The organism is Pseudoflavonifractor sp. MSJ-37 (genome assembly GCF_018917965.1).
Lineage (GTDB): Bacteria > Bacillota > Clostridia > Oscillospirales > Oscillospiraceae > Pseudoflavonifractor_A.
Genome location: NZ_JAHLPP010000003.1, coordinates 77073 through 95363 on the forward strand (window position 1 = coordinate 77073; position 18291 = coordinate 95363).

Annotated in this window: 15 protein-coding genes; 7 read left to right on the forward strand and 8 right to left on the reverse strand. The window is 62.9% G+C overall.

Going from position 1 to position 18291, the window contains the following annotated elements:
• The 5 genes from KQI12_RS07900 to KQI12_RS07920 all read right to left on the reverse strand — a co-directional run bounded on the left by KQI12_RS07900 (window position 1) and on the right by KQI12_RS07920 (window position 4021).
• Complete coding sequence (locus tag KQI12_RS07900; protein WP_216572430.1) at window positions 1-771, reverse strand: polysaccharide deacetylase family protein; 771 nt, start codon at window positions 769-771, stop codon at window positions 1-3.
• A 139-nt stretch (window positions 772-910) separates the two neighbouring features.
• The gene (locus KQI12_RS07905) at window positions 911-1312 is read right to left on the reverse strand and encodes a DUF1284 domain-containing protein (RefSeq protein ID WP_371817991.1); all 402 of its coding nucleotides are present in this window, start codon (window positions 1310-1312) and stop codon (window positions 911-913) included.
• Complete coding sequence (locus tag KQI12_RS07910) at window positions 1309-1878, reverse strand: biotin transporter BioY (RefSeq protein WP_216572431.1); 570 nt, start codon at window positions 1876-1878, stop codon at window positions 1309-1311. Before KQI12_RS07910 ends, KQI12_RS07905 begins: the two co-directional genes overlap by 4 nt.
• A 131-nt stretch (window positions 1879-2009) precedes the next feature.
• Complete coding sequence (locus KQI12_RS07915) at window positions 2010-3296, reverse strand: sensor histidine kinase (protein WP_216572432.1); 1287 nt, start codon at window positions 3294-3296, stop codon at window positions 2010-2012.
• A complete protein-coding gene (locus tag KQI12_RS07920; RefSeq protein WP_216572433.1) occupies window positions 3293-4021 on the reverse strand; it encodes a LytTR family DNA-binding domain-containing protein in 729 nt (242 codons plus the stop codon). Before KQI12_RS07920 ends, KQI12_RS07915 begins: the two co-directional genes overlap by 4 nt.
• 219 nt (window positions 4022-4240) lie before the next feature.
• On the opposite strand from KQI12_RS07920, the gene KQI12_RS07925 reads away from it, so the two are divergent.
• The 6 genes from KQI12_RS07925 to KQI12_RS07950 all read left to right on the forward strand — a co-directional run bounded on the left by KQI12_RS07925 (window position 4241) and on the right by KQI12_RS07950 (window position 14561).
• The gene (locus KQI12_RS07925) at window positions 4241-4552 is read left to right on the forward strand and encodes a hypothetical protein (protein ID WP_216572434.1); all 312 of its coding nucleotides are present in this window, start codon (window positions 4241-4243) and stop codon (window positions 4550-4552) included.
• Entirely contained in the window at window positions 4549-8976 is a 4428-nt protein-coding gene (locus KQI12_RS07930) for an S-layer homology domain-containing protein (protein WP_216572435.1), read from the forward strand. The genes KQI12_RS07925 and KQI12_RS07930 overlap by 4 nt, the downstream gene beginning before the upstream one ends.
• 440 nt (window positions 8977-9416) lie before the next feature.
• Window positions 9417-10475 (forward strand): SHOCT domain-containing protein, encoded by a 1059-nt coding sequence (locus tag KQI12_RS12485; RefSeq protein WP_253290908.1) that lies wholly within the window; start codon window positions 9417-9419, stop codon window positions 10473-10475.
• A gap of 16 nt (window positions 10476-10491) precedes the next feature.
• Complete coding sequence (locus KQI12_RS07940) at window positions 10492-12441, forward strand: clostripain-related cysteine peptidase (protein WP_216572436.1); 1950 nt, start codon at window positions 10492-10494, stop codon at window positions 12439-12441.
• A 44-nt stretch (window positions 12442-12485) separates the two neighbouring features.
• The gene (locus tag KQI12_RS07945; protein WP_216572437.1) at window positions 12486-13061 is read left to right on the forward strand and encodes an isomerase; all 576 of its coding nucleotides are present in this window, start codon (window positions 12486-12488) and stop codon (window positions 13059-13061) included.
• Window positions 13062-13220: 159 nt separating this feature from the next.
• Window positions 13221-14561 (forward strand): diguanylate cyclase, encoded by a 1341-nt coding sequence (locus KQI12_RS07950; protein ID WP_216572438.1) that lies wholly within the window; start codon window positions 13221-13223, stop codon window positions 14559-14561.
• A 99-nt stretch (window positions 14562-14660) separates the two neighbouring features.
• Here the strand turns inward: KQI12_RS07950 and KQI12_RS07955 are convergent, their stop codons facing one another.
• Window positions 14661-15461, reverse strand: coding sequence for an SDR family NAD(P)-dependent oxidoreductase (locus KQI12_RS07955; RefSeq protein ID WP_216572439.1), 801 nt, complete (start codon window positions 15459-15461; stop codon window positions 14661-14663).
• 552 nt (window positions 15462-16013) lie between these two features.
• Window positions 16014-16262, reverse strand: coding sequence for a helix-turn-helix domain-containing protein (locus KQI12_RS07960; protein ID WP_216572440.1), 249 nt, complete (start codon window positions 16260-16262; stop codon window positions 16014-16016).
• A gap of 141 nt (window positions 16263-16403) precedes the next feature.
• On the opposite strand from KQI12_RS07960, the gene KQI12_RS07965 reads away from it, so the two are divergent.
• Window positions 16404-16637: a hypothetical protein gene (locus KQI12_RS07965; protein ID WP_216572441.1), complete on the forward strand. Its 234-nt coding sequence runs from the start codon at window positions 16404-16406 to the stop codon at window positions 16635-16637.
• Window positions 16638-16679: 42 nt separating this feature from the next.
• Here the strand turns inward: KQI12_RS07965 and KQI12_RS07970 are convergent, their stop codons facing one another.
• Window positions 16680-18083: a GGDEF domain-containing protein gene (locus KQI12_RS07970; protein WP_253290909.1), complete on the reverse strand. Its 1404-nt coding sequence runs from the start codon at window positions 18081-18083 to the stop codon at window positions 16680-16682.
• Between the last annotated feature and the right edge of the window lie 208 nt (window positions 18084-18291).

Consider the following 18291-nt stretch of genomic DNA (forward strand, 5'->3'; position numbering starts at 1 on the left):
TCAGGAGGCACTCTCCCGGAGGGGGAGCTGGCGGCCGGTGTGATCGATCGTATAGTCCCCGTCCAGGAGGAGCTGGGAGATCGGCACGACGCGGTATCCCTGCCGGAGCAGGCCCTCCAGGATGGTGGGCAGGGCCTCCGGCGTGTGGACCGCCGCGTTGTGGAAGAGGACGATGGAGCCGGGCTGGACCTTGGACATGACCCGCTGGACGATCTCATCGGCAGAGATCTCCTTCCAGTCCAGACTGTCCACGTCCCACTGGATGGGCTCCATGCCGAGGGAGCGGATCGTGGCGATCACCGTGTCGTTGTACTCCCCGTAGGGCGGGCGGATCAGGGTGGGGCGCACACCGGTGGCCCCTTCGATCTTGTCATTGCAGGCCTGGACGTCGGCGGCGATCTCCTCAGCGGAGAGTTGGCCCATGTGGGGATGAGTATCGGAGTGGTTCATGACCTCATGGCCCGCGTCATGGAGGGCCTTCACCGACTCCGGATATTTGTCCACCCAACTCCCTACCACGAAGAAGGTGGCCTTCACGTCGTACTTCCCAAGGATGTCGATGAGCGTCTGAGTGTCCTCGTTGCCCCAGGCGGCATCGAAGGAGACGGAGACCAGCTTCTGGTCCCGCTGGACGCAGTAGATGGGGAGCTGGCGGGCGGTGGTGGAGGCTCCCACGATGGCGGGATGGTCCACCACGGTGAACATGAGGGCCGCGGCCAGCAGACAGCCGACGACCGTGAGCGCCTTGCGCCGGACGATCAAAAATCGCATAAACGATCCCTCCCTGATGATGTTCGTTCTCTGGACCATATGCGGATCGGGGGGAGAACATGAGAGGGACAGGAAACGGGAGCCGGCGCGCACACGCGCCGGCTCCCGTTTCGACGATATGGAGATGGATGGGACGGCCTCATCCCGCCCCGCAGATGTTCCTTCGACAGGCGCTGACCGGGAACCAGCTGCACCCCTCGCAGATATGGGCCAGAAGATCCGGCGTCATCCGGGCGTCGATCTGGCGGATCAGGTCCTGATAGACATACTCCTTCTCCTCCAGGCCGAAGGCCTCCACGGTCTTTCGGTCGAAGCCCTTCACCTTTTGCTGGGTGGCGCAGAGGTCCTCGCCCTCTTTGTGGGGGCACTGGGCGCAGAGCGCGTCCGTGGAGAAGGTCAGGCGGATCTTGGTCCCCGGCTGATGGCGGAGCCGGTCCACCACCGCGTCCATGTGGGAGACGAAGCCGGCGCTGTATCCTTTCCCGGAGTAGCCCTGAGTGCAGAGCAGGTGGTGGGGCCGCAGGGGGATCGGGGCGCTCACCGGGCCAGCCCCGGGATGCGCTTCCGCACCGTGAAGCCGATCGCGGAGGCCAGCACCGCCTTGATCACGGCAGTGGGGATAAAGGGGAACACGCAGGCGGTCAGGCCCACCATCACCGTGCTCTTGGTGAGCAGGCAGAACATCACCACGCCCACCACATAGTTGACCACCGTGCCCGCGATCAGGGCCAGCACGAACAGGGCCTTGGAGCGCTCATACCGCTCCGCCCCCAGACCGATCAGGAGGGCCATCAGGGGGAAGGAGATCAGGAAGCCACCGGTGGGGCCCACGAACTTGTCCAGTCCGCCGGACAGGTTGGCCAGCACCGGCACGCCCACCGCACCCAGCGCCAGATAGATCACCGTGGAGAGGGTGGAAAGCCGGGCGCCCAGGACCACCGCGGCCAGCGTGATCGCGAAGGTCTGCATGGTCATGGGCACGCCCAGAGGCATGGGGATCGAGATCTGGGCCATCACCGCGATCACGGCGGCGAACAGTCCGGCATAGCACAGCTCCCGCACCTTGGCGGAGGAGCGGGGAGTGGGGGTGGCGGCAGTATCGTTCATGACAAAAGACCTCCTTGGCCCCGGTCGGGGCGCTTTGACTTGCCCCTATTACACCACGGCGGAGGTCGATCGTCAACTAAAATTTGAAAATGGTTTACGATCTCGGAGGATCGCACGATCGGCGGGCGGGCTCAGGCCGGCTTTACCGGCAGCATGAACTGGAGCTGGAACACCCCGCCGGAGGCGCTGAACTCGCACAGGCCGCCCCGGCGCCGGGCGATCGCCTGGATGCTCTGACAGCCGTAGCCGTGCCCCTCCCGGCCGGAGACCGGCAGGCCGTCCCGCAGGACCAGCTCCCCGGAGTAGGGGTTGCGGATCTGGATCCTCAGCTTGTTCAGCCGCACATCGCAGGTCAGCGCCACCCAGCGCTCGCCCTCCGGCAGCTCGGAGACCGCCCGGAGGGCGTTCTCCAGCCCGTTGGACAGCACGGAGCACAGCTCCGTGTCCGAGATCGGCAGATCCCGGGGGACCTTGGCCTTCACCGTCAGCAGGACCCCCATGCGCTGGGCCTTGTCCGTGAAGGAGGAGCACAGCAGTCCCACCGTCTCGTTCTCACAGAAGTGCCGGGGCGTGATGGCCTCGATGTCCGCCCGGACCGAGTGGATGTAGGCGGCGGCCTGCTCCGGCTTCCCGGCGGCCAGGAGGCCGTCGATCATGTTCAGGTGGTGCCGCATATCGTGCTGGTACACCGCCGTCTGGGTCTCGGACCGGCGGAGGGCGTCCATCTCCAGCTGGGACTGCTTGAGCTGGGACTCCAGCATGGAGGTCTGCATCTCCACGCGGCTCATCCGCTGGGTCTGGACGTGGTAGGCCGTCAGGAAGAGCACATAGAACAGGATCAGCACCGTGGGCAGGAACTCGTTCACCGCGTAGAGCCCCGAATAGAGCAGATCGGAGTAGATCGTGGTGGCGTAGTCGAACACATAGTACGTCACCGGAAGGCTGCCGAACAGCAGGAGCGCCGTCCGGGAGCAGGTCATGGCCTCCCGGGCCGAGCGGACGAACCACCGCAGGAGGCACCACAGGATCGGCCCGATGCAGAGGGTATAGCTGATCTCGCCCAGAAGGGCCGAGCGGGACAGCCCCGTCACCGCCATGTCCACCCACCGGGGGAGCTGACAGCACAGATAGGCCGTGCAGGTGCAGACCACCGCCTCCAGCACCGGCTTGCGCAGGACCAAGATCAGGGCCAGCGTCAGGGGCAGATGCACGATCAGGGGATAGAGCTGCTTCACCGTGGACACCCCAAGGATCAGCCAGCAGGGGCTCTGGATCAGCAGGAACAGGGGGGCCAGCGCCGTCATGATCCGCCTCTGCCGGGCCGTTTGGCACCCGCCGGCGATCGCCACGCTGAGTTGTAGGCCGAACAGGAGCACCAGCGCGTAGTTGAACACCCCCAGAGCCCTTGCCAGCGTCATCCGTCCACCTCCTCCCGGTCGGAGAAGAGCAGGGCCATATAGTCCTTCTGGAGCTGGGGGAACAGCAGGCGGGACACCGGCAGATCTTTGCCGGAGAAGGTCCGCACCCCCGCCGGGGACAGCTCCTCGATCTGGAGCATATTGACGATGTAGGACCGGTGGATCCGGGTGAACTCCGCCCGGGAGAGGAGCTGGTCCTCGTATTCGTTCAGCGAGCCGGCCACCTCCCGCACCTGGCCGTCCGTCAGGTTGAAGTAGAGCCGCTTCCGGTTCACCTCCACATAGGCGAGCTGGGAGAAGGGCACCCGCACCAGCGTGTTCCCCGCCTTGAGGGTCAGGCCGTCCTGAGGCCGCTGTTCCCGCAGATAGAGCCGGTCCAGGATCGGCCAGAGGAGCTTCGCCCCGATCGGCTTGAGCAGGTACTCCAGCGCGTCCACCCCGTAGCTCTCGTAGGCGAAGCCGGGGGAGGAGGTCAGGAACACCAGCTCCGCCGTCCGGTCGAAGCTCCGGATCTCCCGGGCGGCCTCCATGCCGTCGATGCCGGGCATCATCACGTCCAGCAGATAGAGGGTGAACGTCTCCCGCTGGGCCGCGTCCAGCAGGTCCGCCGCGCTCTGGAACGTCCGCGTCCGCACGGGATGGCCCCGCTCCGCCTGCCAGCGCTCCAGCAGGCCCGCCAGAGCCGCCAGCTCCTCCGCCTGATCGTCACACACCGCAATGTACATTCCGACGCCTCCCTCCGGCCGCGCCCACGGATCCGGATCCGGTCGAAGGGCACGACGCTTCGAGCTTATTCTACCACAGGATCGTGGGATCTTCCAGAAAAAAGACGCATTTCGGGGCCTGTGGGGCGCATTTCGGGCGGACGGCCCGCCGGGGACGGAAAAAGCTGTTATGCTGTCCTCGATGGATGGCGCCTCTGCGCGGAAAGGAGATGAGACGAGATGCCGGCATGGATACCGTGGCTGTTGGCCATCATCAGCAGCGGGGCCTTCGTGGTCCTGTGGTTTTGGGAAGCGCGCCGGGTCCTGAACGCCCGGAGGAGCACCGTAGAGAGCGCCGCCGCCCAGCTCGCCGCCTGTCAGAGGCGGGCGGGGGAGGCACGGGGCGACCCGGACGCCGCCGCGGTACTGGCCCGGAGCGAGAGCATCTGGCATCAGGCGGTGGACCTCTACAACGAGGCCCTGCGCAAGCCGTGGCTCTACCTGCCCGGGACGATCATGGGATTCGAGATCAAAAAGGAGGAATGGAAATGAGGACGAAGAAGCGGCTCCTGAGCCTGTTCACCGCGCTCTGCCTGACGCTGGGCCTTCTGCCCACCGCGGCGATGGCGGCGACGAGTCCGGCGACGAGCGTGAGAGTTGGCGGTGTTAATCTGACGAGCGGAAAGTATCTTGTTGAGGGCGCAAGCACGGCAACGGATTCCGCGCCTTCCAGCGGCGGGTATGCCTATTTTCACGAAGGTACGCTGGAACTGCATGATTTCGCTGTCACTACTGATGCTCAGGCGATAAAATGGTCGTATTCTGAATCAAATAAGACCCCACACTTGACGATCCAACTCGCAGGTACGAACGATATCACCAGCACTAATAATAGCGCAATCAATGGCGAAGCAGGATTTACCGACGGACCCTGCCTGACGATCACAGGCAACGGTACGTTGAATGCCACGGGAAAGAATCATGCGATCTGGGTCTGGAAGAACATCACGATCACCGGCGGCGCGACGGTCAATGCCAAGAGTACGAGCGATACCGAGGGCAGCATCTGTATCGCAAATAACTCGTCTGCTGGTAAGATCACGATCGACAACGCCACCGTCAAAGCGGAAGGCGCCAAGTATGGCATCGGATATAGCAATGGCAGTTCGAAGCGAAATATCCCTGCCATCAAGAGCGGCACTGTGACGGTGAGCGGTACCGCCGCCGCGTTCATGGAGACGCCTGATTTGAGTAACTATACGGATGCCCATACGATCAAGGCGGGCGCTGACGCATCCAGTACGGCTGATGTTACAAGCATCGGGAGCGAGAAGTATGTGAGCATCACCCCCGGTACCGTTGACACATACACCGTCTCCGGCACGGTCAAGGGTCAGAGCGGTAGCGGCATCTCCGGCGCGACCGTCCAGCTTTGCAAAGCTGGCACTTCCGGATCTTCGGAAGTGAAGAACACTATTACTGGCGGTGATGGCGGATATAGCTTTACCGATGTTGCGGCTGGTACTTATACTGTCAAGGCCACCAAGGATGGCTATAATGCCAGTTCCGACCAGAACGTCACAGTGACGGATAGTAACGCTTCTGTTGCGGACATCACGCTCACAGTTGCGGATACTTACAACGTCAAAGTCAAAGGCACGACGATCGACAGCGTCAACAAGAGCGACGTGCTGAACGACGGCGGTACAGTCTCCTATGATCCCACTACCGGGACTCTGACGCTGAAGGATGCGAAGATCGAGTCGACTACCGAAAGAGGCATCGAGGCATCAGAGGACCTGACTATCGAGCTGTCGGGGACGAATAAGATCGATGTCTCCAGCAACGCGGTCTATATTTCCTCTAGTAGTGGGACCCCTAAACTTACGATCACCGGAACGGGCAGTTTGACGGCTGAAAGCGATGGTGCGATGACTACGCTTTACGTGAAGTCTGACATCACCATCCAAGGCGGCGCTACTGTCATGGCGACCCAGACCGGCACCGCTCAGGCAATGCACGCTACAAACGGTACGATCACGATCACGGGCGAAGGCACGAATGTGACGGCCACGAACAGCGGTTCCGATCGAGCGATCCTGAGTAATGTCGAGGTCAAGGATAAAGCGACTCTGACCGCCACGGCGGCAACAGGGAAGAAGGCCATCGATGGTACGCTCACGGTCAGCGCAGACCACGAGGTCAAAGCTGGCGCGAGTGCGGCAGAGGCAACTGTGAAAACAGATTTGTCGAATTTGACAGAGTGTTATGTGAATGTTGCGCCTAAGGGCACGACCCCGACCACTTACACTGTGTCCATCACCGCTGGCGGGCATATGACCAAGACGACGGGATCCGGCGAGACGACGCAGAACGTCAGCGGCGCGATCGTGGATGTAGTCTACACGGCAGACGGGGGGTACTATTTCCCGGAGGGTTACTCCGTTTCTGCGGTGAACGGGATCTCCGTCACCCGCAACAGCTACACTCAGATCACCGTGTCCGGCACTCCGACCGCGAATGCCGCGATCACGCTGATGGCCCCGACTCAGAAGATCGCTCCGGCCGCTCCGACGGGCCTTGCGGGCGTGGGCTGCACGACCGACTCCAACAACAACGGCAAGATCACCGGCGTGGATACTGCGATGGAATACCGGAAGTCCGACGATTCTGATTGGACTGCCGTGAGCGGCGATACGATCACCGGTCTGGTGCCCGGTACCTATCACATCCGCGTAAAGGCGACGGATACGGCGCTGGCTTCTAACGCAGTGGACGTGACCATCGACGCTTATGTGCTCGCCTACGGCGTCTGGGTGGGCGCTACTCAAATCACCAGCGCCAACAAGGACGCCGTGCTGGGCGACAGCAAGATCTCCTATGATCCCAGCACCAAGACCCTGACGCTGAACGGCGCGAACATCACCGGCGCGGGCAATCGTGTGTACACCAACACCATCAAAGACGCCTGCGGCATCTACTCCAAGCACGACCTGACCATCATGGTGCGGGGCGAGAACACCATCACCGGCGCGGCAGGTCAGGCCTACGGAAGCTACGGCATCTTCGTGAGCGGCCGGCTGACGTTCACCAACGACAACACCGACAACAAGCTTACAATCACCGGCGGCACTTCCACCAACCGCGGCAATGCGTGGGTGCCCGGCATCTATGCCAGCAGTATCACGGTGAACGACTGCCACCTTATCGTGAGCGGCGGCACGGCCACGAATGACCGATCCCCTGTGAGCTACGCCATGTCCACCGTGCCCACTCTGTACAAGGCCAAGGTGGTCAAGGCCAGCAAGAATACCGACGGCAGCGCTCCTGTGGTCCCCGAGGACGGCAAGATCAGCAGCAGTTACAGCTACAAGTATCTGGAGATCGTGCGGGACAGTACGGACACGACGGTCGCGGCCCCGGTCATCGAGCCTGACGGCGGCTATTTCACCGACAATGTGACGGTGAAGATCTCCGGACTGACCCCGAACTCCACGATTAAATACAGCTTTGGTGATACCGCTCAGCTGGAGATCACTCCGGCCAGCAATACTGCGGCTCCCTGCAAGGACGATATCGAGTTGAACGATACTACCGTGATCAAGGCGACCGCCTATGTGGGTGATCAGCCGAGCGCGACCGTCACAGCGACCTTCACCAAGCGCGGCACAGATGATAAGCCCGTCACCGGTGTGACGCTGGACCAGTACGAGCTGACGAAGAAGGTCCACGACACTGCGACCCTGATGGCCACGGTCCAGCCGGATAACGCCACGATCAAAGACGTGACCTGGGCCTCTGACAACGAGTCCGTGGTCAAGGTGGACCAGAACGGCAAGGTCACCGCCGTGGCCCCCGGCAAGGCCCGGATCTCCGTCACCACCAAGGACGGCGGCTTCACGGCCTGCTGCGACGTGATCGTGGAGGCCACGCATCTCGTCTCCTTCAAGCCCAACGGCGGCACGGTGACGCCCACCAGCATGTATACCAAGGACGGCAAGCTGACCGACCTGCCCACGCCCACCCGGAGCGGCTACCGCTTCGACGGCTGGTTCACGGCTCTCACCGGCGGCACGAAAGTGACCACCAGCACCGAGTTCAGCGCCGACGTGACGGAGGTCTACGCCCACTGGACCCAGAACAGCTCCGGCGGGAACACTTCCGGCGGCTCCAGCCGGGACGATGACGATCCCACCTATCCCGTGAGCGCCCCCGCCAAGACCGAGGGCGGCTCCGTCACCGTGACCCCCAAGAACGCCTCCAAGGGCTCCAACGTGACCATCACGGTCGATCCCAAGGACGGCTACGCGCTGGACCAGATCCGCGTGACCGACAAGAACGGCGACACCGTGAAGCTCACTGACAAGGGCAATGGCAAGTACAGCTTCACCATGCCCGGCGGCAAGGTGGACGTGCGCGTCTCCTTCGTCAAGGAGTCCCGGCCCGCCAAGGGCTTCACCGATGTGCCCGCGGGAAGCTGGTGCTATGACGCGGTCATGTGGGCCGTGGACGAGGGCGTCACTGAGGGCGTGGGCAAGGGCCTCTTCGCCCCCGATATGGTCTGCACCCGGGCCCAGATCGTCACCTTCCTGTGGCGGTCCGCCGGTTCCCCGGAGCCCAAGACCACCAGCCTCAAGTTCACCGACGTGAGCCCCGACGCCTACTACTATAAGGCGGTCCTGTGGGCCACGGAGAACGGCTATGTCTCCGGCGTCAGCAAGGACGAGTTCGCCCCCGACCTGCCCTGCACCCGGGCCCAGGCCGTGGCGATCCTGCACCGGATCGCGGGCTCTCCCGCGGTCTCCGGCGGCTCCTTCGCCGACGTGGACGCCGGCGCGTATTACGCCGGCGCGGTGTCCTGGGCCGTGCGGGAGGGCATCACCTCCGGCGTCGGCAAGGACAAGTTCGGCCCCGGCGCGCCCTGCACCCGTGCCCAGATCGTGACCTTCCTCTATCGGATGGATCAGGGCAGGTAAACTGTCTCAGATACGAGAGCCCCCCGCCCAAAACGGGCGGGGGGCTCAGACTGTCAAAAAAGTCATTTCTCCCGTTGAGCGATGCGGGAGCCTCGCAGAGTTCCGTCACCCGCAGGTGGCGGAATAAAATGTAAGGCGTTTTTTCTGAGGACATGTGCCTCAGAAAAAACTCTTCTCAGGCCGCAAGTGTGCGAGCGCAGCGAGTGCGCGCGGCGGCCTGTATCCTATCGAAGAAATGGCAAAGCCATTTCTGAGAAGCGTGTCGAACTTGTTCGACACGCTGAGCCCCCCGCCCAAAACGGGCGGGGGGCTTTCGCGGTATCCTGCATTTCAGGCCATCAGGACGACATTTCGGGCCGGGAGGAGGAGGCTGGGTCGGAAAAACTGTTATGATGGGATCGAATCGAAGGACCTTTTGACGGTCCGGAGGAGGAGACACGATGGGACTGTTCAGCAACAAGAAGAAGCTCTGTCCGCTCTGCGGAGGGCCCACGCCCCGGCTCCTGCCCACCAAGGTGGAGGGCATGCCGATCTGCAAGGAGTGCGACCAGAAGGTGGACCTCCCCGCCGGCGCGATCGACCACATGACGGTGGAGGACCTGAAAAAATACATGGAGTTCTACGACGCCAACGCCCCGCTCCGGGCGCGGTTCACGGAGACCTACCGCTACGGCTTCGGCCTGTTCAGCGGCGACCTGATCCTGGACGGCACCCACCGGCTCCTGCGGGTCCGGGGGAGCGACGACGCCATCGTGCTGGAGGCCAGGGACATCGTGTCCTTCCGGATCACCGAGAACGGCCAGCCGCTGTATGAGGGCAAGTCCACCGGCCTCTTCTGCCGGGACAGCGACGTGCCCGCTCAGGTGGACGCCCTCCGGGGGCGCATCGACCAGTTCAACCTCCAGCGCCAGCAGTTCGAACAGATGGAGCGTCTGGCCGAGATGATGGACCGCCGGGACCGGGACCGCGATCGGGACCACGGAGCCCCGCCCCCGCCGCCCCGGCCGTACCGTCCCCGTCCCAGCTTCGACGCGGACCCCGTGCGGGAGTTGGCCGTGGAGGTGACGTTCCGCCATCCCTACTGGAAGTCCTTCCGGGAGACGGTGTCGTGCCCCAGCTTCAACAGCGACTATCCCAGCGCGGACAGCTTTTTGGATGAGTACACCAGCACCACCAGGAAGCTCTACGATCTGGCGGTGGCGCTGATCCAGCTCATGGACCCCAACGCCAAGGAGTACTGGAACGGCGACAAGCCCGCTCCCGCGCCCGCCCCGAAGGCGGCTCCGGCGGCGAAGTCCGTGCCCAAGCCGCAGGCGCAGCCCTCCGCCGCCCCCAAGACGGTGAAGAAGGTGGTCCTGCCGGGGCAGAAAAAGACGACCTCCGCGGCCTCCGCCGACGATGTGGCGGCGGAGCTGAAGAAGTACAAGGACCTGCTGGACGCGGGCATCCTGACGGAAGAGGAGTTCACGGCGAAGAAGCGCCAGCTATTGGGCATCTGACCGAGAGGAGGCGACCATGGAGAAGCGGAAAACAGCGGCTCTGGCTCTGGCGGCGGCTCAGCTCCTGAGCCTGACGGCCTGCGGCGGCGACGACGCCGGTACGCCGTCCGCCTCCGAGGGCGAGGCGGGGAGCTGGGCGGTCTACTGGTATCTCTGCGGCAGCGATCTGGAGTCCAACGGCGGCTTCGCCACCAGCGATCTGAGCGAGCTGCTGGAGGTGGAGCTGCCCGAGAACGTGAAGGTAGTCATCGAGACCGGCGGCGCCCAGACGTGGAACAATGACGTGGTGGACGCCTCCAAGCTCCAGCGCTATGTGTACGACAGCGAGGGCCTCACGCTGGTGGACGAACAGCCCTCCGCCAGCATGGGCGAGGCCGACACTCTGGCCGACTTCCTGAGCTACGCGAAGGAGAACTATCCGGCGGAAAAGACGGCGGTGGTGTTCTGGGACCACGGCGGAGGCTCGGTCTCCGGCGCGGCCTTCGACGAGATCTACGGCTACGACGCCCTGACGCTGGACGAGATGCGGGACGCCTTCACGCGCGTGTGGGACGCGGACGAGGCGGACCCGCCGCTGGAGCTGGTGGGCTTCGACACCTGCCTGATGGCCACGGTGGACGTGGCGGGGACCTTCGCGGACCTGTCCCGCTGGCTGGTGGCCTCCGAGGAGACAGAGCCGGCCAACGGCTGGTATTACTCCCAGTGGGTGGGGGCCCTGGCCGATGACCCGTCCATGGACGGGCAGGCTCTGGGCAAGATCATCTGCGACGCCTATTACGCGGGCTGTGAGGCCGTCGGCACGCAGGACGGCGCGACCCTGTCCCTGACGGATCTCTCCAAGGTGGGGGATCTGCTGGACGCCTACGAGGCCTTCGGCGCGGAGGCTCTGTCCGCCGCCTGTGAGGATCCGGGCTTCCTGTCCCGGATGGCCCGGGCCGCCGCCCAGAGCGAGAACTACGGCGGCAACACGAAGGAGCAGGGCTACACCAACATGGTGGACCTGGGCCATCTGGCCCGTCAGAGCATGGACCTGCTGGGCACGGCCCAGAGCGTGCAGGACGCCCTGGACGCCTGCGTGGCCTACCGGGTGAACGGACCCTACCGGACAGAGGCCACGGGCCTGTCCTGCTACTGGTCCTATAACGGCGACATCGACGACCTGAACGGCTATATCGATCAGGGCACCGGCACAGCGTTCAAGTATTTCTACACCTACGAGCTCACTGGCGAGCTGGACGAGGGCGGCATGGAGTACCTCTCCGGCCTGGACGTGCAGGAACTGCCCAAGGTCCCCAGCCTGCTGGATACCGGCTGGGACGGCGCTCCGCTGGACGTGGACGATCAGGGCACGTCCTTCCTGACTCTGGGCCCGGAGGCCGACTCGATCCTGGCGGGCATCGGCTTCTCCCTCTACTATGTGGACGAGGAGAGCGACTCCATGCTCCTGCTGGGCACGGACAACGATATGCAGGCCGACTGGGAGAACGGCGTGTTCTCCGACAACTTCCGGGGCGTGTGGGGGAGCATCGACGGCCATCTGGCCTATATGGAGCTGAGCTATGAGAGCGAGGACTACAACCTCTACTCGGTGCCGGTGCTCCTGAACGACGAGCCCTACGCCCTCCAGGTGGCTTACGACTTCGGTGCGGAGGAGTGGAGCATCCTGGGCGCCCGGCGGGGCATCGACGACAACGGCATGGCCGACAAGGAGCTGCGGCTCCTGGAGCCGGGGGACGAGCTGACCACGATCTGGTATCTGTCCAGCTTCTCCGGCGACGATGACTTCGAGCCCTACACAGCGGAGACCTTCTCGGTGACGGCGGACACCGCCTTCGGAGAGATGGCCCTCCCGGACGGACAGTACGCCATGGTGTACGAGATGCGGGACGCCATGGACCACTACGCCCTGTCCGACGCGGTATTGTTCGACTGCTCTGACGGTGAGATCTACACCACCGTCGTATGAACAGGATATCAGAAACTGGAATGAAATGGATGGAGGAAACGATCATGGACAAGAAGAAACTGTTTGCCTGCGGCCTGGCGGCCGTGATGAGCCTGGGCCTGGCGGCCTGCGGCGGCGATGACTCCGGCGCCGGCGCGGATCAGCCCGCCGAGACTCCCGCTCCTGTGGAGACCGCGGCCCCCGAGGAGACCGCTCCCGCCGAGACCACCGCTCCGGACGGCCTGGCTGAGGACAGCCTGTTCAGCATCCTGAACGACGAGGACGTGGTGATGGTGCCCGATTGGCTGGCCGGCTCCTCCTGGGAGTTCATGGGCGGCTATCTGGACGGCGAGAACATGGAGCAGGCGGACTACGACGCCGCGCTGGAGCAGTACGGCGGCACCCTCCAGCTGGACTTCACCTCCGACTCTGAGGTCGATATGGTCCAGGGCGGCGGTACGCTGAACGGCACCTACTATGTCACCGATGATTCCCTGAACCTGGGCATCGACTTCCCGGACAACGACCTGAAGTATGCCGCCATGTTCTTCACGCAGGACGGCGGCGAGAGCTGTGTCCTGGCCCTGCTCTCTGACGAGACCGGCCGGAACGCGATCTTCTTCACTCCTGTGGCGGAGTAACACCGCATCGCGTGATACGCCTGGGGACAGCCTCCGTACCGGAGGTTGTCCCCTTTTATTTTTTTTTTTTTTTTTTTTTTTTTTTGCTGTTGTTGTATTTGGATGGAGACAGGTGTATCATGAGAGGAAAGAGGGGAGGAAGCGCGTATGAGGAGGCGCATGAGACAGAGGGGGACCAGTGTGGCCCGCTACGGCTTCGGCCTGCTGGTCTGTCTGGAGGTCCTGATGTCCTTCACGTTCCTGGGGTACATCCATATCCCGCCGATCTCGATCACGACGGCCTATCTGCCGATCCTGGCGGCGGGCTGTCTGCTCGGGACGGCGCAGGCCGCGGCGATGGGTCTGCTCTTCGGTCTGGCCAGTCTGTTCAAGGCATCCGCCAGCTATGTCATGCCGGCGGATGGGATCTTCTCGCCCTTCCACAGCGGCGCGCCGGTGCCCAGTCTGATCCTGAGCGTGGGCACGCGGGTCCTGTTCGGCCTACTGGTGGGCCTGGCCTTCCGGGCGGCGCGGGGGAGACGGCATGAGCGGCTGTGGGTCGGCCTGATCGGCGGCGCCGCCACTCATGTCCACGCGTTCCTGGTCTATCTGGCCATGGGGGCTTTTTTCCCGGAGTATGGCTATGACTATGCGCGGGCGTTCCATCTGGGAGCGGGCGAGCTCGCGCTGGACGTGGCCTGCGTGGTCCTGACAGAGCTCCTGCTGACCGTCCGGGACAGCGGGAGGGCGGCGCGTTTGCAGCGCTACATCGACCAGACGGAGACGGTGATACCGATGGAACGGAAGATCGTCTGGTGGTTCGCCGTATTCGAGGGGACTGGCCTGCTGATCTCGGCGGCCGCGGCACTCTATTTCGCTCAGCGGAGATCCTATATGCTGAACCAACATGGGGTCACAGTCACAAGAGAGATCGGCGGGGATCTGCTCCACCTCCAGATTCAGTTCATGCTGGCCGCGCTGGCGCTGAACTTCATCGCCCTGCTCCTGCTGTTGGCGATGTACCGCTATATGGCCTATCGGGAGTATCTGGGGGAGTTGGACAGCCTCACCGGCGTGATGGGGCGGCGGATGTTCCTGCGCCGGTGCGACCAGCTTTTGGCGGACGGCCTGGATGGCTGGTATCTGTCCATCGACGTGGACCTGTTCAAATCCATCAACGACACCTTCGGCCACCCAGCGGGCGACCGGGTGCTGGCGGGCATCGGAGAAGCCCTCCGGACAGCTTTCGCCACGGACGGCGCGGTGGGCCGGGTGGGCGGCGACGAGTTCGCGGTGATCGTCACGAGGCCCCTCACCCGGGCGGAGCTGGCCCGGCGGCTGGACGGATTTTTAGCGGATATCGCCGGGCTCCTGCCCGAGTGGAAGGTGACGTGCAGCATCGGCGCCCGGTGCTCCGACTTCCAGCAGGACATAACGGAGCTTTTGACCGAGACGGACGACGCCCTCTATCGGGCCAAGGCGCGGGGCCGTGCCTGCTATGTGATCGACGGCGGCCAGTGAAATAGAATAGTGGAAAAAGAGATGGAGCGCCCCCGGCAGTTGGATCAGGACTGCCAGGGGCGCTCCATTCATAGGAAGGAAGAAAGGAAAACTGTGAGATCAGGGACGTAGGCCCATGCCGCCCTCCAGCGTGAGGGTCTCGCCGGACATATACTTGAAGTCGGGCATCGCAAGCTGGACGCACACCCGGCCGATCTCCGTCTCCGGGTCGCCGTAGTGGCCCAGAGGAGGCATCTTCACATTGGCCTTGAAGGCCTCAGGGTAGGCCTTCTCGAACTGCTCCAGCTGAGCAGTCCAGGCCAGGGGACAGACGATGTTCACGTTGATGCCGTCCTTGCCCCACTCGTTGGCGGCCACCCGGGACAGGCCCCGGATGCCCTCCTTGGCGGCGGCGTAGGCACACTGGCCGAAGTTGCCGAACAGGCCCGCGCCGGAGGCGAAGTTGATGACGCTGCCCTTGGACTGCGCCAGATAGGGGTAGCAGGCCTTCATATAATAGAATGCGGCATACAGGCCGGAGTAGAGGGCCAGATCGAACTGGGCGGTGGTGTGCTCCGCCAAAGGCACGCCGGAAGCGGAGGCCTGGGCGTTGTTGATCAGGACCTGGATCCCGCCGAAGGTGTCTACAGCCTGCTGGACCACGGCGGCGGCGGTGGCCTCATTGTCCGCGCCGGCGTTGATGTCGGCCTGGATGGGGAGGACCCGGATGCCATACTTGGACTCCAGCTCGTTCTTGGCGTCCTCCAGCTTTTTGACGTTGCGCCCGGTGATGACCAGATTCGCGCCCTCCTTCGCGTAGGCGGTGGCGATGCCGTAGCCGATGGAGCCGCAGCGGCCGTCGCTCAGCACGGCCCGGCCAGCGCCGGTGATGATCGCGGTCTTGCCAGTCAGAAATCCCATCTTGATACACGCTCCTCGTGTTCCAATTTTGTTGTTTCTATTTTAGCATGGCTCACGCGAAAGTCAATATATAAATTACAAAAAGCAGACTTGATAGTTTGAAATTTTTGTGAACACGGAGGTATAGCTGGATACAGAGACCGGGGGCCGGAGCGAAAGGACCACCCCTCCGGTCATGAGGGGGCTGCAAGTCTGTCTGTGATACGATATGATCATTCTGTATCCAGCACCTTTGAGTCGTCTGGTACCCAGACCTAACGCTCCCTGTTATCCCCAGGCCTGACACCGGCGATTCCTCCAGCTCCGGCAAGGATGACGATGACAGCGGCGGTCGGCTCAAGGACCTGACCATCACCGACAAGGGCCTGATGGCGGGCATCGGCGACTGGAAGTTCGATCCCGAGGACACCATCACCCTGGAACAGTTCATGTCTATGCTCTACCGTTGCGCCCGGTACAAGGGCTATGATGTGAGCGCAAGCGCGGATCTGGCTATACGGACGCCTCCAGCGCCAGCCGACAGGGCGTATGTTTCCGTTTTTTGGGGGGATCTCACACCGATGGCTCCAGCCCGAGGAAGAACTCCTCGTAGGAACAGCCGTAGATCTGCTTCAGCTCGATGAGCACGCTGACCCGGATGTTGAGTTCTCCAGACTCGTATTTGGCATAAGTCGTGCGGCCGATATCACAGCCGCGGAGCTGGAGCGCCGCGCACAGCTTTTCCTGGGAAAGACCATGCTCGCCCCTCAAACGCCGCAGATTCGCTCCCATGTTCCGGTCTACTCTGATTTTTTGTTCCATGACACACCGCCGTATGGCCTGTATCAGACCAGTATTGTTTGCAACTGGTCTCATTTTGTGCTACACTAGCGGTAAAGATCGACCGTTATACTGGTCAAAATTTGTCGAAAGAGAGAGAACACGACCCAGGAGGAGTCATAAGTGGCGAACTATGAGAAGATGTATGCGGTGCTCTGCGGCGCGGTGGACGATGTGATCGACGATCTGGAGCGGATCCCGCTGGCCTATGCCTCGGCCCGGAAGCTCCGGATGGCGCTCCAGACCACGGAGGACCTGTACATCGACACCTCGGCTTACAGCGAGGAGACCGGAGACCGCCGGATCATCCGGATGCACTTCGACCGCCCGGCAGGGGACGAGGGGCCGAAGGAATGAAAAAACAGGCCAGCCCGGTCAAAAACGGGCTGGCCTGTGTCATCATTTGGTCTCCGCGGGATCCTCCGTGTCCGGCTCGAGGTGGTGGAGCATATCGGGACCATAGAAATGGCACCCATGCTTGCCGTGCTTCTTGGTGTGATAGAGGGCCAGATCCGCGTCGTTGAAGAGGCTCTCGCTGGGCTCCTCCCGGTCGGAGAAGGCGATGCCCGCGCTGAGGGAGACCGCCGCCAGACCGTCCGTGTCCCCGGAGAGCACCCCGTTGATATAGTCGATCTTCTCCTGGATCGTGTAGGCCAGGTCGCTGGTCATCTCCACCATGATGACGGCGAACTCGTCGCCGCCGATCCGGCACACATAGTCGTTGCTCCGGAAGGTGGTCATCAGGAGCTTGGCCACCTTTTTCAGGATCTGGTCGCCGGCGGCATGGCCGTAGGTGTCGTTCACCTGCTTGAAGGTGTCCACGTCCATCAGGATGAGGGCGAAGGGGCTGTCCCCATTGAGGTAGATCTGGAGGATCCGGTCGAAGGAGCCCCGATTCAGCAGGTCGGTGAGGGCGTCATGCTCCGCCTCGTGCCGGATCAGCATCTGGGTCTCACGATTCTCCTGATAGACCTTGTTGTAGGTCACGGCCAGCGTCTGGAGTTCCGCCGCGCCGATCACCGGGAAGATCTCGCCCCGCTGGATGCTCTCGTTGTAGCTCATGAGGGGCTTGACGATGGAGTGGCGCACCATCATGCACATGGCCAGCGTCAGGGCGGCCAGAAGACAGACGCCCAGCTCCAGCTTCAGATACATATCGGAAAAGATGGCAGAAGCCCGGCTCTGCTGACTGCGGGTGGAGGCCACCAGCGCTTCCAGACACTGAGATACATCGTTCCGGATGCTGGTCCGGGCCTTCTGATACTGGTCGCTGAAAACGAGCATCTGGGCCTTGGACAGCTTCTCCTCTTTCGTGGAGGCCTGGTCGGCCGAGGTGGGACTCACCGCCGCGACCTCCTTGGGCCAGAAGCTGGGATCGATGCCGTTGGCCTCGGAGACCAGCCGCATGGAGTAGTACTCGGTGTCCATCAGTTGATCGGAGCAGACCAGTGCCTCATGGAGCGCCTGGAACGCCTCCGTGCCGTCGAAGTCGGCCCGCAGGGCTTCTAAAGCGTTCTCCCGGCGGCGGGTGACGTTGGCCTCCTCGAAGTAGTGATCCATGTACTGCCACTCTCCGGTCATGGCGTAGAGCCGCACCTGCTCGGTCAGATAGTCGGACCCGGCCTGGAGCTGGTTGGCGGCGTCCTCGCAGAGGAAGTACTGCTCTGTGGTCGCGTGAAGCACATGGAACTCGTGGTTCCCCAAGGCGAAAAGGACCGCGAACAGTGCCGCCGCCACGATCGTGATCCGGATGCTCCAGACGCTGAGGCGCTGGATCCGGATCTTTCCATCGATATGTACCATTGCTGCCATCTCCCTCGGAGACATACCACCCAGGAGACGGCAGATCTCACGTTACGATGTACCATGGATTATATACCCTCCTGTCGTGTTATGCAATCTCAGAACGAAAAATACATGGGGCGGGCTCTGAAAATGGATATTTCATGGACGAGGTATGAGAAAATATGTCCATACGATCTTCTGGAATGGCATTGACAACAGAAGATCG